Below are 14,630 nucleotides of genomic sequence, written 5' to 3' on the forward strand. Positions count from 1 at the left end.
GTTGCGAAAGTGGCTTTCGCAACACGCTCGGCGCGCCAGCGGAGCCACGGCAATCACCGGATCCGCGAGGGAGGTGGAACTCCGATGAGGTCCTTCGTCCCGGATCTGGTCAAGATCCTCATCTTCGCGGTGGTGACGGTACTGCTCACCGCGATCCTCGGTGCCACCATCGCGAACACCAACTTCGGCGAGACCTCCGGCTACACGGCCAAGTTCACCGACGCGTCCGGGCTCAAGGAGGGCGACGACGTCCGCATCGTCGGCGTCAAGGTCGGGCAGGTCGCCAGGATCGAGGTCGAGGAAGGCGACCGCAGCTTCGCCCAGGTCCATTTCGACGTCCAGACCTCGCATCGGCTGCCCGCGTCGGTGACCGCGACCATCAAGTACCGCAACCTGGTCGGCCAGCGGTATCTCTCGCTCGGCACGGATATCGGGGACGAGAAGTCGTTGCCGCGCGGCGGGGTCATCCCGCCCGAGCGCACCAAACCGGCGCTGAACCTGACCGTGCTGTTCAACGGGTTCAAACCGCTCTTCCGCGCGCTGAACCCCGAGGACGTCAACAAACTGTCCTACGAGATCATCCAGGTATTCCAGGGTGAGGGCGGCACGATCACCAGTCTGCTCGCGCACACCGCGTCGGTCACGTCGGCCATCGCGGGCAAGGACAAGATCATCGGTGACGTCATCGCGAACCTCAACACCGTGCTCGGCACGGTCGAGAAGCGGTCGCCGGAGCTGGGCGAGCTGATCGACCAGACCCAGCGGCTCGTCACCGGGCTGGCCGAGCAGCGGCAGCCGATCGGGGAGGCGGTCAAGGCGCTGGGCGACCTCACCGTCGCCACCACCGGGCTGCTCGCCGACGCGCGGCCGGCGCTCAAGGAAGACGTCGCGCAGCTCGGCGCGCTGTCGCAGAACCTCGGCGACTCGGAACAACTGATCGACCATCTCCTGCAGGTGCTGCCGGGCAACCTGCAGAAGTTCACCAGGACGCTGAGTTACGGCAGCTGGTTCAACTACTACCTGTGCGGGATCTCCGGCAGCATCGGCATCAAGTCGCTCAACATCGAACTGCCGATCACGCCGCTGCCCGGCACGCAGCGACCGGAGAGGTGCGGGCCGTGAAACCGCTCAAGGAACGCAACCAGGCCCTGGTCGGCGGCGTGACGCTCATCCTGATCGTGCTGATCACGGCGACGACGTACTTCTCCGACCGGATCCCGTTGTTCGGCAGCGGGACGACGTACTCCGCGTACTTCGGCGAGTCGGCGGGGTTGGCGCCGGACAACGAGGTCCAGGTCGCCGGGGTCAAGGTCGGCCAGGTCAGCTCCGTGGAGCTGGCAGGCAAGAAGGTGCTGGTGAAGTTCCGGGTCAAGGATGTCAGGGTCGGCGACGCGACCGCCGCCTCGATCGAGATCAAGACCCTGCTGGGGGAGAAGTTCCTCGCGCTGACCCCGAAGGGCAAGGCGAACCAGGATCCGAACACCACCATCGGGCTCGACCGCACGCGGACGCCGTTCGAACTGCAGGACGCGTTCCAGGAGCTGTCGGGCACCGTCGGCGAGATCGACACCGCGCAGCTGGCGTCGAGTTTCACTGTCCTTTCCGACGCGCTCAAGGACAGCCCGCAGTATCTCAAGGACGCGCTGAGCGGCCTGTCCTCCTTGTCCAAGACGGTGTCCTCACGCGACGGTGACCTGAAGACGTTGCTGGCCAACACGAGCAAGGTGTCCAAGACGCTGTCCGACCGCAACGCCCAGCTGAAACGGATCCTCGACGACGGCAACCTCCTGCTCGCCGAACTGCAGAACCGGAAGGACGCGATCAGTACGTTGCTCAAGGGCACGCAACAGGTCTCCGCGCAGCTGTCCGGTCTCGTCGCCGACAACCGGCAACAGCTGAAGCCGACCCTCGAGAAACTCGGCAAGGTCACCGACATCCTGCAGCGCAACCAGGACAACCTCAGCCGCAGCCTCGCGCTGATGGCGCCGTTCGCCCGCGTCGGCGCCAACGCGACCGGCAACGGGCGCTGGTTCGAGGGGTACCTGTGCGGGCTGCTGCCGCCGACGATCATCGCGGGCGCGTTCCAGGTCAACCCGGAGGGCTGCACGCCGCCGATCGCGGCGCCGAACCAGGGGGTGGGCGGACGATGAGCGCTCAGCACCGCACGCTTTACCGCTGGGTCGCGTCCGCCTGCGTCCTCGTGCTGCTCCTCACCGCGGGACTGTGGCTGGTGTTCAAGGAACCCGGCGGGACGCGGATCAGCGCCTACTTCGGGAAGACGGTCGGGCTCTACGCGGGTTCGTCGGTGCGGGTGCTCGGGGTGAAGGTCGGGGAGATCACCGGCGTCACGCCACAGGGTGAGGCGGTCCGGGTCGACATGCGGATCGACGGCGACACCCCGATCCCGGCCGACGCGGGCGCCGTCGTCGTCGCGCCGAGCCTGGTCAGCGACCGGTACGTCCAGCTGACCCCGGCGTACGAGAGCGGCCCCGAAATGGCCTCGGACACGGTGATCGCCAAGGAGAAGACGGCGACGCCGGCGGAACTCGACGACCTCTACACCAGTCTCGACAAGCTCTCGACCAGCCTCGGACCCAACGGTGCCAACAAGAACGGCGCGCTGTCCGACGTGCTCGACACCGCGGCGGCGAACCTCGCCGGTAACGGGAAGAACCTCAACACCACGGTGACGCGGCTGTCCGAACTGGCCAAGACCCTGGACAGCTCCAAAGGCGACCTGTTCACCACGGTGCAGAACCTGAACTCGTTCACCGGCGCGCTGGCCGAAAGCGACAAGCAGCTCAACGAGTTCTACCGCCGGGCCGCGGACGTCAGCGGCTTCCTGGCCGCGGATTCCGCCGACGTTGGCGCCGCGCTGAACTCACTGGCGACGGCGATGGGCGACGTCGAGAAGTTCGTCGCGGAGAACAAGGACCTGCTTTCGTCCAATGTGGACAAACTGGCGGGCCTGACGAAGGTGCTCGTGGACCAGCGGGCCTCGCTCGCCGAGGTGATCGACATCGCGCCGACCGGGGCGACCAACTTCATCAACTCCTACGACGCGGCGTCCGGCACGATCGCGGTGCGGGACAACCTGAACGAGCTGACGCATCCGCCGATCCTGACCGTGTGCCGCCTGATCAGCGCGAGCACGCCGAAGCCGATCCCGGACGCCCTGGGCAACATCTGCAAACAGCTCGCGCCCGTCCTCGACGGCACGCTGAAACTCCCGTCGGTGCCGCAGGTGCTGGCCTCACTGCAGAGCGGTGAGCTGCCACCGCTGCCTCTCCCGCTCGTCGACGTCATGACCAAGGGGCTCCCGAAATGAGGCGGCAACGGCAGAAGATCGCGGGGGTGATGGCGGGCGTCCTGGTGCTGGCCGGATGCAGCGACGGTGGTTTCTCCGGGCTGTACAACACTCCCTTGCCGGGTGGCGCGGATCTCGGCGACCATCCGTACCGGCTTTCCGCGCAGTTCTCCGACGTGCTCGACCTCGTGCCGCAGGCGAGTGTGAAGGTCAACGACGTCCCGGCCGGCCGGGTCGAGAAGATCGACCTCGCGCCGGACACGCGATCGGCGTGGGTGAGCATGGTCGTCAACGGCGACATCGCGCTGCCCGCGAACGCTCGTGCCGAGCTGCGGCAGTCGAGTCTGCTGGGGGAGAAGTTCGTCGACCTGCACGCCCCCGAAAAACCGGAAGGCGCCCTCGCCGAGGGCGCGAAGATCCCGCTGGACCGCACGAACCGCAACCCCGAGGTCGAAGAGGTCCTCGGCGCGCTTTCCTTGCTGCTCAACGGCGGCGGGGTCGAGCAGATCCAGAAGATCAGCCACGAACTCAACGAGGCGCTCACCGGCAACGAGGCCGAGGTGCGCTCATTGCTGTCCCAAGTGGACAAGCTGGCCACCGAACTCGACGGGCACAAGGGCGAGATCCTGCGCGCCATCGACGGTCTCGACAAGCTGTCCAAAACCCTGGTCGGCCAGACGCAGAACCTCACGAACGCGCTCGACAATCTTTCGCCGGGGCTCAAGGTCGTGACCGAGCAACGGGATCAGCTCGTCGGCATGCTGCAGTCGCTGAACACGCTGTCCGGGGTGGCGACCGAAACGATCAAGGCGAGCAAGGACACGCTGGTGGCGAACCTGCGCGCGTTGCAGCCGACGCTGAAGAAGCTCACCGAGGCGGGCCAGGACCTGCCGACGGCGCTGCGGATCCTGCTCACCTATCCGTTCCCGGACTACGCGGGCAACGTGATCAAGGGTGACTACGCGAACGTCGAAGCGAAGATCGACCTGAATCTGGACACGTTCCTGGAGAACATGAACAACTCGTCGCAGCCGATCATCCAGCTGCCCGGCACTCAAGGCACCGGCACCCCCGGCGCGATCCCGTTCAACAATGGTGCCGCGCCGCCGGTGCTGCCCCTGCCCGCCGGCGATCTCCCGCAGGCTCCCCGGACGCCCCAAGGGGACGTGCTCGGTGGGGTGCTCGGCGGGATCCTCGGACCGCTGCTGGGAGGTGGCCGGTGATCACGCGCAAGACCAAGATCAAGATGGCGGTGTTCGTCGTCATCGCGGTGGTCTCGGTCGTCTACGCGGGCGGCAAGTACGCCGGGCTGGACCGGCTGTTCGGCACCCGCGGCTACCTCGTCACCGCCCAGCTCGCAGACTCCGGCGGGATCTTCGTCAACGCCGAGGTCTCCTATCGCGGGGTCGCGGTCGGCAAGGTCGCCTCGATGACGCTCACCGAGCACGGCATCGACCTCGGCCTCGACATCGACGAGGGTGCGCCGAAGATCCCCGCGGACACCAAGGCCGCGGTCGCGAACCGGTCGGCGGTGGGGGAGCAGTACGTCGATCTGTTGCCCATGCACGAAAACGGGCCGTACCTGGCCGAGGGATCGGTCATCGAACGGGACAAAACCTCGATCCCGCTCGCGCCGGACACCGTGCTGTCCAATTTGGACAAGCTGGTGTCGAGTGTGAAGCCGGAATCGTTGAAGACCGTCGTCGACGAGACCTACGAGGCGTTCGCCAACGCCGGTCCGGATCTGAGGCAGCTGCTGAACAGCACCGGTTCCCTCACCGCGACGGCGACGCAGTACCTGCCCGACACCCAGGGCCTGCTCGCCAACTCGCGCACGGTGCTGGACACCCAGCGGCGGCAGGCGGACAACATCACCCAGTTCTCCAGCGGGCTCAAGACGATCGCGGCGCAGCTGAAGACGTCCGATCCGGATCTGCGGCGGGTGATCGACGAAGCACCCAAGCTGAGCCGCCAGATCAGCGACGTGCTCGCGGTTTCCGGGACCGACCTCGGGGTGCTGTTCGCGAACACGCTCACCACCGCCCAGATCACCTCCGCTCGCACCGACGCGATCGAGGAACTCCTCGTCGCGTACCCGATCATCTCGGCCTTCTCGCGGTCGACGTCGCCGGACGGCACCGGTCACCTCGGCGTCGTGTTCAACTTCTTCGATCCGGTCTCGTGCACCAAGGGCTACGAGGGCACGAAACAGCGCCCCGCCAACGACACCACCGAGGCCCCGGTGAACACGCAGGCCTACTGTGCCGAGCCGCCGGGAAGTCCCACGGGCGTGCGAGGCTCGCAGAACGCTCCGTACGCCGGGAAGCCGCCCGCGGTCCCTGAGCGTCCGAAGCAGACCCCGCAGGCGGCGGAATCCGCTCAGCTGCCGGGCGTGCTGAGCCTGCTCACCGGATCCGCGCCGGGCGGACTGGGCGCGTTGCTGGGCGGCAAGTAATGCTCACCCGTGCTCTCGCTGTCGGCACTGTCGTCGCGCTCCTCACCGCCGCCTGGTTCGGCTGGTCGTGGTGGAGCGCCGCCCGGGACGACGGCCTTGCCCGCGGCCGGGAACGTGAAGCCGTGCTGGCCGCCGCGTCCGGCCAGCTCGAAGTGCTCAACACGATCGACTACCGCAGCGGCGCCCAGGACGTCGACCGCTGGCTGGGCGTCACCACCGGACGCCTCGGCAAGGATCTCACCGGCGACCGGAAGGTCCAGATCGACCGCGCGACCACCAGCAAGACCGTCGCCACGGCCAAGCTCAAACAGGCCGCGGTCACCGAACTCGACGCCGTCGCCGGGACGGCACGGCTGATGGCCGTGCTGGACGTGCGGGTCAGCACCGGCGGCGGATCGGCCGCGCCCAAGGTGAGCAGGCTGACCGTGGACTACCAGCGCGTCGAGGACGGCTGGAAGGTCAGCGCGGTACAGGCGGCGGGCTCGTGACCGGGCGCACCCCGCGGATCCTGATCGCGCTCATCGTGCTGGCCACCGGCTGTGCGGTGTGGTTCGGCCTCCAGGCGTCCTCGCTGGGCTCGGACGGCAACGCGGCACTGGTGGACCAGGCCGCCACAGCCGAGGTCGCGGACCAGGTCGGCGCCGGGGTCAAGGCGGTCTTCTCCTACGACTACAGCAACCTCGCGCGGACCGAACGGGCCGCGGCCGACGTGCTCACCGGCGAGGCGACCGGGCAGTACCGGGACCAGTTCGCTTCGGCGCGGAAACGGGCCGAAGAGCAGAAGCTCGTGCGCACCACGACGGTCCGATCGCTCGGTGTCCGGACCCTGCGCGGAGACCAGGCCGAAGTCCTGTTGTTCCTCGACCAGCAGACGATCGCCGCCGGCGGCGGTGCACCGCAGTCGACGGTGTCCCAGCTTTCGGTCACCGCGCAGCGCGTCGACGGCCGGTGGAAGATCTCACAGCTGACCCCGCTGTGACGGCCGCGATTCGTCACCTGGTTGCGGTGGTCGCGCGCGCGACCACCGCAACCAGGTGACGAATCGCGGTGTCAGGAGAGGCGTTTCATGTTCGCCCCGGAGATCGCAGCGCCGGAAACGGTGTAAGAACCGGAAAATGTACGCAGTGAACCATCGGTCTGGCGTGCCGAAAGATGGACATGCACGGTGTTCCCGCTCACGCCCGTCACGGTGAGGGCTGCCCAGGAAGTCGTCGCGAATCCCTTGACGTAGGAGGCATAAGTGCCGCCTTTCGCCAGCCGCTGCCCGCCGAGATTCCACGCGGTGGCGAAATCACGCCGGTTGAGCGCGTCGTAGTACGCGATCACCGCATCCGCCACGGGAACCGCCGGCGCGGGATGGACCGTCTGTGTCGCCGGCGGTGCGACATAAACCGTCCGAGGCGGGGCCGCGACCGCGGGCGGCTGGATCACGATCGTGGTCGGCGGAGCGGCCACCACGACGGCCGGAGCCGGCGTTCCCTGCTGGGGTACCGCGCACGCGGCCAACGCGCCCGCCGCCATCAGCGTCACCGCCGCCCGATTCATCGTTCCCATTTCTCTCCCCTTTTCCTCGTGCTACCGAGAATGTGGGAAACAACGGTCGCGTCACCAGAGGATTTGTCCTCGTTACGAATGGTGAAAAACGCGCCGGAACCGTTATCGGATCTTGGGCGCGCGGGCCGGAAGCCACCCTCGTCTCACGCCGGATCACCGCCGGGTTTAGCGTTAGGCATGACCACTGCACCTGTCGATGTCGAGAGCGCCCGCCGCGACTACGCGGCCCTCGTCGACCGTGGCCTCTCCCTGGACATCACCCGCGGCAAGCCGTCCCCCCGCCAGCTGGACCTCGCCGACGGCTTGCTCGCCCTGCCCGGAGACGTGCGCAAGGCCGAGGACGGCACGGACGTCCGCAACTACGGCGGACTCAAGGGCCTGCCCGAGCTCCGCCGCATCTTCGCCGGGCCGCTGCAGGTCCCGGCCGAGCAGCTGCTGGCCGCGGGCAACTCCAGCCTGGAGCTCATGCACGACTCGATCGTGCAGGCCTTCCTCAGCAAGCTCCCCGGCGCCGAGCGCCGATGGGCCGACGAGCCGAGCGTCAAGTTCCTGTGCCCCGTGCCGGGCTACGACCGCCACTTCGCGCTGGCCGAGCGCTTCGGGATCGAGCTGATCCAGGTGCCGCTCACCGAGACCGGCCCGAACATGGGCTTCGTCGAGCGTCTCGTCGCCGAGGACGCCGCGATCAAGGGCATCTGGTGCGTGCCGAAGTACAGCAACCCGACCGGCGTCACCTACAGCGACGACACCGTGCGCCGCCTGGCGACGATGGTCACGGCCGCCCCGGACTTCCGGATCTTCTGGGACAACGCCTACGCCGTGCACCACCTCACCGACGAAGAGGCGCAGCTGGCGGACCTGCTCGCGCTGGCCACCGAGGCGGGCAACGCCGACCGCGTGTTCGTCTTCGGCTCCACCTCGAAGGTCACCTACGCGGGTGGCGGCGTCGGCTTCTTCGGCGCCTCCGAGGCCAACCTGGCCTGGTGGACCGGCCTCATCGGCAAGCGGACCATCGGCCCGGACAAGGTCAACCAGCTCCGCCACGCGCAGTTCCTGCGCGACGAGGACGGCGTCCGCGAGCACATGCGCAAGCACGCCGAGCTCATCGGGCCGAAGTTCGCGGCCGTCGACGAGATCCTCACCAAGGAACTGGGCGAATCGGGCCTGGCGTCCTGGACCAAGCCGACCGGCGGGTACTTCATCTCGCTGACCGTGCCGTCGGGGACCGCCAAGGAGGTCGTGCGGCTGGCCAAGGAGGCGGGTATCGCCCTGACCCCGGCCGGCGCGACCCACCCGTACGGCGACGACCCCGAGGACGCCGTCATCCGCATCGCGCCGACGTACCCTGAGCCGGCCGAAGTCGAAGAGGCCATCCGCGGGCTCGCCGTCTGCGTCCGCCTTGCCGCGGCGACGAAGAAGTAAGTCAGTCACGTGACGTCGCCAGTACTGGACCTCGTGAGTGTTAAGGACGGTTCTGGCCTTCCCTCGGCTCAGCCGAGGAAACTCGACCTTCACACCTTCCCCAGTACATGAAGGCCCCCATCCTTGCGCCTGGCGCAAGGATGGGGGCCTTCATGTACTTCACGCGAGCAAAGCCGCAGGCCACGTGCAGGTGTCTAAGAGAGGGTTCGTTCTAACCGTCCTTAGCACTCACGAGACCCCCTGATCTGCGCTTCTCTCGCCCGAGAGCGTGGCGTGGCACGGTCGCCGTTCGCCTTGCCGCGGCGACGAAGAAATAATTCCGAGATCTTTTCCAATCCGGGTCACGGGTGGTTCCGAACGTCCGAGTGGGTGGGTGTGCACCGCAAAGACGAGAGGAATCACTCGTGTTCGGAAAGCCCTTCGTTCGTACCCTGATCTCGCGCAGCGCCGAGAACCGCACGGATCGCCGCCGGTTCCTGAAGGCCGCCGGCGCGGCGGGGCTCGGTGTGGTCGGCGCGACCTACCTCGGGGTGCAGGCCACTTCGTCCGCTTCGGCGACGGGTGAGGCCGCTGCCGTTGCGGAAGCCCCCAGTGACGCGGCCGTGCTCAACTTCGCGCTCAACCTGGAGTACCTCGAAGCCGAGTTCTACTCCTTCGCCGTCCACGGCCGCGGGCTGCCGGACGATCTCACCGGCGGCGTCGGCGCCCAGGGTGGCGTGGTCGGCGGCAAGAAGGTGATGTTCCACGACAAGACGCTGCACCAGTTCGCGAAGGAGATCGCCGGCGACGAGGTCGCGCACGTCAAGTTCCTGCGCGGCGCGCTGGGCGAGGCGGCGGTGTCGCGGCCCGAGATCGACCTCAAGGACAGCTTTACCGCCGCGGCCAAGGCGGCCGGGCTGATCAGCGAATACCAGCAGTTCGACCCGTTCGCCAACGAGAAGAACTTCCTGCTCGCGGCGTACCTGTTCGAAGACGTCGGCGTCACGGCCTACAAGGGGGCCGCGCCGCTGATCACCAACAAGACGTTCCTGGACGCGGCCGCCGGGATCCTGGCCGCCGAGGCCTACCACGCCGCCACCATCCGGACGTCGCTGTTCGACCGGGACCTCGGCGACGCGGCGGCCAAGATCTCCAACGCCCGCGACGCGCTCGACGGCCCCGGCGTCGACGACCAGGGCATCCTGCTGGGCAACCAGGCCAACATCGTCCCCGCCGACAACAACGGCATCTGCTTCGGCCGCGGCGCCGACAGGGTGCTGAACATCGTCTACCTGAACCCCGGTCCGGTGAAGGAGGGCGGGTTCTTCCCCAAGGGGGTCAACGGCGACATCGTCGCCAGCGGCGGCGCGTGATCCCCGCTGTCGTGTCGCCGTTTCCCGGTACCGTCGGGTGACGGCGACACGACGGAGGGGGTTCGCGGTGAAGGCTGTGATCATCGGCGGCGGCGTCTCGGGCACGGTGACCGCGATGGCGTTGCGGCTGGCCGGGATCGAAGCGAGCGTTCACGAGGCGTACCCGTCCGGCGGCGAGGACGCGGGCGCGTTCCTGACGATCATGCACAACGGCATGGACGCCCTGCGCGCGATCGGCGCCGAGGCTCCGGTGATCGACAACTCCTTCGCCGCCGTCGGGCTGGAACTCGTGACGCCGGACGGGAAGACCGTCGAGCGGCGGTCGTTCGACCTAGACGGCACTGACGGTCTCGCCGGGCCGCGCACCTTGACGCGTGCGTCCCTTTACCGTGCGCTGCAAGAGGAAGCGATCTCGCGCGGGATCACCTTAGAACGCGGGAAGCGGCTGGTTTCCGCCTCGCCGGGAGTCGCTCGCTTCGAGGACGGGTCCGTCGCCGAGGGGGACATCCTGATCGGCGCCGACGGGCTGCGGTCGGTCGTCCGGACCATCATCGACCCGGCGTGCCCGCCTCCGCGCTCGACCGGCCTCGACGTCGTCTACGGCTACACGACCGACACGAACATCCCGCAGGCGCCGTCTCTCTATCGGATGATTCAAAGCCTGCACGCCTCCTTCGGCTACACGAGCACACCCGACGGCTCGACGTACTGGTTCGCGCGGCTTCCCACGGCCGAAGGCGTCCGCACCGGTCTTTCGGCGGCTGAGTGGCGCTCGGCGGCTTTCGCCGCCTTCGACGGGGAACCGTTGCCTGCCGCGGAAATCATCCAGTCGACGGGGGACGACGTCTTCGGTGGCCACTCCTACGACGTCCCCTCGACGCCGGTGTGGTTCAACGCGTCGATGGTGCTCGTCGGCGACGCCGCGCACGCGGCCTCGCCCGCCGAGGGGCAGGGAGCGTCGATGGCACTGGAGGACAGTGTCGTGCTGGCGCAGTGCCTACGAGATCTTCCTGACGCGCCAACGGCTTTCATGGCCTACGAGCGGCTGCGGCGGGCGCGGGTGGAGAAACTGGTGGCCGGCAGCGCGGCGGTGTCTTCGGGGACGACGTCCGACCGGGACCGGAACTGGCTGTACCAGCACCACATCGAGTGGGACGCGACGATCACCCGCAATTAGTCACCTACTTGCGGTGGTGACGCGCCTGGACACCTGCCGCGGCCCGCTCACCGGCCCGCGCGGGCGTTGCGAAAGCCACTTTCGCAACCTTCAACGTTGCGAAAGTGGCTTTCGCAACGTCGGCTCAGCCCCGAACCTACCCAGCCACACCTCGTTCGTCCGTGAGGGCCTCCTTGCCTACCCTCACGGTAGGCAAGGAGGCCCTCACGCGCGAAGAGCTACTTCTTGTACAGCGCTTCGATGTCGGTCGCGTAGTTCTTGTTCACGATGTTGCGCTTCAGCTTCAGGCTCGGCGTGATCTCGCCACCGGCCTCGGTGAAGTCCTTCGAGAGGATCGTGAACTTCTTGATCGCCTCGGCCTGCGAAACCGCGCTGTTGGCCTGATCGACGGCCTGTTGGACCTCGGCGCGCAGCTCGGCGTCGCCGGCCAGGTCGGACACGGAGGCGTCGGCAGGCTTACCGTGCTGCGATTTCCACGACGGGAAGTACTCCTCGTCGATGGTGATCAGCGCGCCGATGAACGGCCGCTGGTCGCCGACCACCATCGCCTGGCTGATCAGCGGGCTGGCCTTGATGGTGTCCTCGAGCCCGGACGGGGCGACGTTCTTACCGCCCGCGGTGACGATGATCTCCTTCTTGCGCCCGGTGATCTTGAGGAATCCGTCGCGGTCCAGTTCGCCGAGGTCACCGGTGTGGAACCAGCCGTCTTCGAGCGCTTCGGCGGTCGCTTGGGCGTTGTTGAAGTAGCCGCCGAAGACGACGTCGCCCTTCAGCAGGATTTCGCCGTCGTCGGCGATCCGCACCGAAGTGCCGGCGACCGGGCGTCCCACGGTGCCGACGCGGAAGCCGTCCTGGGTGCCGACGCAGGCCGCGGCGGACGTCTCGGTCAGGCCGTAGCCCTCGAACACCGGGACGCCGATACCGCGGAAGAAGTGCGCCAGCCGCACGCCGAGCGGGGCACCCCCGGACACCGCGGCGACACACCGGCCGCCGAGGGCCGCGCGCAGCTTGCTGAAGACGAGCTTGTCGAACAGCGCGTGCTTGACCTTGAGGCCCAGCCCTGCGCCGCCGGTGTCCTGAGCCTGGCTGTACGCGACGGCGGTGGCTTCGGCGGCGTCGAAGATCTTGCCCTTGCCGTCGCCGTGCGCCTTCTGCTTCGCGCCGTTGTAGACCTTCTCGAACACCCGCGGCACGGCGACGACGAACGTCGGCCGGAAGGTGCCGAGGTCGGCGACGAGGTCCTTGACGTCCGAGGTGTGCCCGAGGGTCACTCGCGCGCTGAGCGCGGTCACCGCGATGGCGCGGGCGAGGACGTGTGCGAGCGGCAGGAACACCAGCAGCGAGTTGCCCTGCTCCATCAGCTGCGGGAACGCGGCGATGTCGGCGCGGATCTCGGCGAGGAGGTTCCGGTGGGTCAGCTCGACGCCCTTGGGACGGCCGGTCGTGCCCGAGGTGTACACGATCGTGGCCAGGTCGCCCGCCTTCACCGTGCGGCGGCGCTCGTGCAGGTCGTCGTCGCCGAGCGCGGCGCCCTGCTCGGTGAGCTGGTCGACGGCGCCTGCCTCGATCTGCCAGGTGTGCTCGAGCGTGTCGAGGCGTCCCTTGACGGATTCGAGCGTCGCGAGGTGTTCGTCGGTCTCGACGAACACGCCCTTCGCCGCCGAGTCCGAGAGGATCCAGTGCACCTGCTCTGCCGAGGAGGTGTCGTAGATCGGGACGGTGACCGCGCCGTCGGCCCAGATCGCGAAGTCGATCAGGGTCCATTCGTACCGGGTCTTGGACATGAGCCCGATCCGGTCGCCCGGGGCGATGCCCGCCTGTGCCATTCCCTTGGCCACGGCCAGAACCTGGGCGGCGAAGTCTTTGGCGGTGATGTCCAACCAGGTACCGTCGACCTGGCGGCGGAAACTCACGACATCGGAGAACCGCTCCGCGTTCGCCCAGACGACGTCGGCGAGATTCTCGTCGTCGGTCACCGGATTGGCGGCGGGGGCGCTGTATTCGCGCACGAGGAACCTCCGTGTTCGCGTGCAAGTGGTGTGACCGGTGTTACCCGCCAGTCAACTTAGCGTGCCGTGCACCTTAAGACCATGCTGACGAATCGGCCATACCCAGGGCATGACATTCTGCCGCTGTGAACCAGGCGCCGCCAGCTCTCGACATCGTCGACGAGACCTTCCTCGTGGTCCCGCCCTCCACCGTGGCCGCCGCTTTCGCCGATCCGCGATCTTGGTCACGTTACTGGCCGGACCTCGTTCTGGAGGTCTACACCGACCGTGGCGACCAAGGATTGCGCTGGACCGTGCGCGGTGCCTTGATCGGTACCATGGAGGTCTGGCTCGAGCCGGTGCTCGACGGCACTTTGCTGCACTACTTCCTGCGCGCCACTCCCGCCGGTCCGGACGGGGAGCCTCTTGTGCTCCAGGCCCGTGACCTGCGGCGGGAGTTCGATCGCAGGGCCCGTGCGGCCAAGGCGATCGCGCTCGGGCTCAAAGAGGTCCTCGAGGACGGGCGCGAGCCCGGGGTCGGTCCCCGGGTCGAGTAGGGGAGAGCATGCGGGTTCACGTGGTGTCGGACGTGCACGGCAACGCCGACGCGCTCAAACGCGCGGGCGACGGCGCCGACGCGCTGATCGTGCTGGGCGACCTGCTGGACTTCGTCGACTACCGCGAGCACGACAAGGGCATCATGGGCGCGCTGTTCGGCGCCGAGAAGGTCGGTGAGTTCGCGAGGCTTCGGCGTGAGGGCACTCGTGATGAGACCGTTGCCTTCTCGCGATCGTTGTGGGCCACTTTGGCCGATCCCGCCGCCGCCGTCGGTGAGGCGATCCAGGACCAGTACGCCGTCCTGTTCGGCGCTTTGACCGCGCCGACGTTCGCGACCCCCGGCAACGTCGACGACCCGTCGCTGTGGCCGGAGTTCGCCGGCGACGGCATCACCGTCCTCGACGGCGAGGTCGCCGAGTTCGGCGGCCTGCGCTTCGGGTTCGTCGGTGGCGCGCTCCTCCCGCCGAACGTGGTCCCGCGCCGCAACGGTTTCTGGCGGCCGTACCTGCGCACCCGCGAGGAGTACGACGTCGCGGTCGGCGCGCTGGAGAACGTCGACGTCCTGTGCACCCACATCCCGCCCGCCCTCCCGGAACTGACCTACGACGTGATCGCGCGGCGGTCCGAGATCGGGTCGGCGGCGCTGGTCGGTCTCATCCGCGAGCAGCGGCCGCGCTGGTCGGTGTTCGGGCACGTCCACCAGCCGCTGACGCCGCGGACGAGGCTCGGCAGGACCGAATGCCGTAACGTCGGTCACTTCAAAGAGACGGCACAGCCGTACGTGCTGCGCTGGTGACCCTCGGCTGCGGCTACAGTT

At 68.0% G+C, this 14,630-nt stretch carries 14 protein-coding genes; 12 read left to right on the forward strand and 2 right to left on the reverse strand.

Annotated features, from left to right (window positions below; translation table 11 throughout):
- Positions 1-84 precede the first annotated feature (84 nt).
- Genes DL990_RS23290 through DL990_RS23320 form a run of 7 tightly spaced genes read left to right on the forward strand, consistent with a single transcriptional unit; the run spans position 85 to position 6,741 of the window.
- On the forward strand, positions 85-1,122 hold the full coding sequence (locus DL990_RS23290) for an MCE family protein (RefSeq protein ID WP_125785419.1): 1,038 nt from the start codon (positions 85-87) through the stop codon (positions 1,120-1,122).
- Positions 1,119-2,150 (forward strand): MCE family protein, encoded by a 1,032-nt coding sequence (locus DL990_RS23295; protein ID WP_199746550.1) that lies wholly within the window; start codon positions 1,119-1,121, stop codon positions 2,148-2,150. Before DL990_RS23290 ends, DL990_RS23295 begins: the two co-directional genes overlap by 4 nt.
- Complete coding sequence (locus DL990_RS23300) at positions 2,147-3,328, forward strand: MCE family protein (protein WP_125799884.1); 1,182 nt, start codon at positions 2,147-2,149, stop codon at positions 3,326-3,328. The genes DL990_RS23295 and DL990_RS23300 overlap by 4 nt, the downstream gene beginning before the upstream one ends.
- The gene (locus tag DL990_RS23305; protein WP_125799885.1) at positions 3,325-4,530 is read left to right on the forward strand and encodes an MCE family protein; all 1,206 of its coding nucleotides are present in this window, start codon (positions 3,325-3,327) and stop codon (positions 4,528-4,530) included. The genes DL990_RS23300 and DL990_RS23305 overlap by 4 nt, the downstream gene beginning before the upstream one ends.
- Positions 4,527-5,762: an MCE family protein gene (locus tag DL990_RS23310; RefSeq protein ID WP_199746551.1), complete on the forward strand. Its 1,236-nt coding sequence runs from the start codon at positions 4,527-4,529 to the stop codon at positions 5,760-5,762. Before DL990_RS23305 ends, DL990_RS23310 begins: the two co-directional genes overlap by 4 nt.
- Positions 5,762-6,250: a hypothetical protein gene (locus tag DL990_RS23315; RefSeq protein WP_125785423.1), complete on the forward strand. Its 489-nt coding sequence runs from the start codon at positions 5,762-5,764 to the stop codon at positions 6,248-6,250. Before DL990_RS23310 ends, DL990_RS23315 begins: the two co-directional genes overlap by 1 nt.
- Positions 6,247-6,741 carry a hypothetical protein gene (locus tag DL990_RS23320; RefSeq protein WP_125785424.1) on the forward strand — a complete coding sequence of 165 codons (495 nt, stop codon included), beginning with the start codon at positions 6,247-6,249 and terminating at the stop codon, positions 6,739-6,741. Before DL990_RS23315 ends, DL990_RS23320 begins: the two co-directional genes overlap by 4 nt.
- A gap of 71 nt (positions 6,742-6,812) precedes the next feature.
- On the opposite strand, the gene DL990_RS23325 is transcribed toward DL990_RS23320, so the two are convergent.
- A complete protein-coding gene (locus DL990_RS23325) occupies positions 6,813-7,316 on the reverse strand; it encodes a hypothetical protein (protein WP_125785425.1) in 504 nt (167 codons plus the stop codon).
- Positions 7,317-7,493: 177 nt separating this feature from the next.
- Here DL990_RS23325 and DL990_RS23330 point away from each other — a divergent pair, with 177 nt between their 5' ends.
- The 3 genes from DL990_RS23330 to DL990_RS23340 all read left to right on the forward strand — a co-directional run bounded on the left by DL990_RS23330 (position 7,494) and on the right by DL990_RS23340 (position 11,267).
- Entirely contained in the window at positions 7,494-8,738 is a 1,245-nt protein-coding gene (locus DL990_RS23330; RefSeq protein WP_125799886.1) for an aminotransferase class I/II-fold pyridoxal phosphate-dependent enzyme, read from the forward strand.
- 404 nt (positions 8,739-9,142) lie between these two features.
- Complete coding sequence (locus DL990_RS23335; protein WP_125799887.1) at positions 9,143-10,090, forward strand: ferritin-like domain-containing protein; 948 nt, start codon at positions 9,143-9,145, stop codon at positions 10,088-10,090.
- A gap of 67 nt (positions 10,091-10,157) precedes the next feature.
- Positions 10,158-11,267: an NAD(P)/FAD-dependent oxidoreductase gene (locus tag DL990_RS23340; RefSeq protein ID WP_125799888.1), complete on the forward strand. Its 1,110-nt coding sequence runs from the start codon at positions 10,158-10,160 to the stop codon at positions 11,265-11,267.
- 218 nt (positions 11,268-11,485) lie between these two features.
- Here DL990_RS23340 and DL990_RS23345 read toward each other — a convergent pair whose 3' ends face one another.
- Positions 11,486-13,276 carry a long-chain fatty acid--CoA ligase gene (locus tag DL990_RS23345; RefSeq protein WP_125799889.1) on the reverse strand — a complete coding sequence of 597 codons (1,791 nt, stop codon included), beginning with the start codon at positions 13,274-13,276 and terminating at the stop codon, positions 11,486-11,488.
- Between the two features lie 125 nt (positions 13,277-13,401).
- Between DL990_RS23345 and DL990_RS23350 the strand changes: the two genes are divergently transcribed.
- Together DL990_RS23350 and DL990_RS23355 are read left to right on the forward strand one after the other, a co-directional pair.
- The gene (locus tag DL990_RS23350; RefSeq protein WP_125785430.1) at positions 13,402-13,812 is read left to right on the forward strand and encodes a polyketide cyclase / dehydrase and lipid transport; all 411 of its coding nucleotides are present in this window, start codon (positions 13,402-13,404) and stop codon (positions 13,810-13,812) included.
- An 8-nt stretch (positions 13,813-13,820) separates the two neighbouring features.
- Complete coding sequence (locus tag DL990_RS23355; protein ID WP_125785431.1) at positions 13,821-14,609, forward strand: metallophosphoesterase; 789 nt, start codon at positions 13,821-13,823, stop codon at positions 14,607-14,609.
- Positions 14,610-14,630: the final 21 nt, after the last annotated feature.

This window comes from Amycolatopsis sp. WAC 01416 (assembly GCF_003947485.1).
Lineage (GTDB): Bacteria > Actinomycetota > Actinomycetes > Mycobacteriales > Pseudonocardiaceae > Amycolatopsis.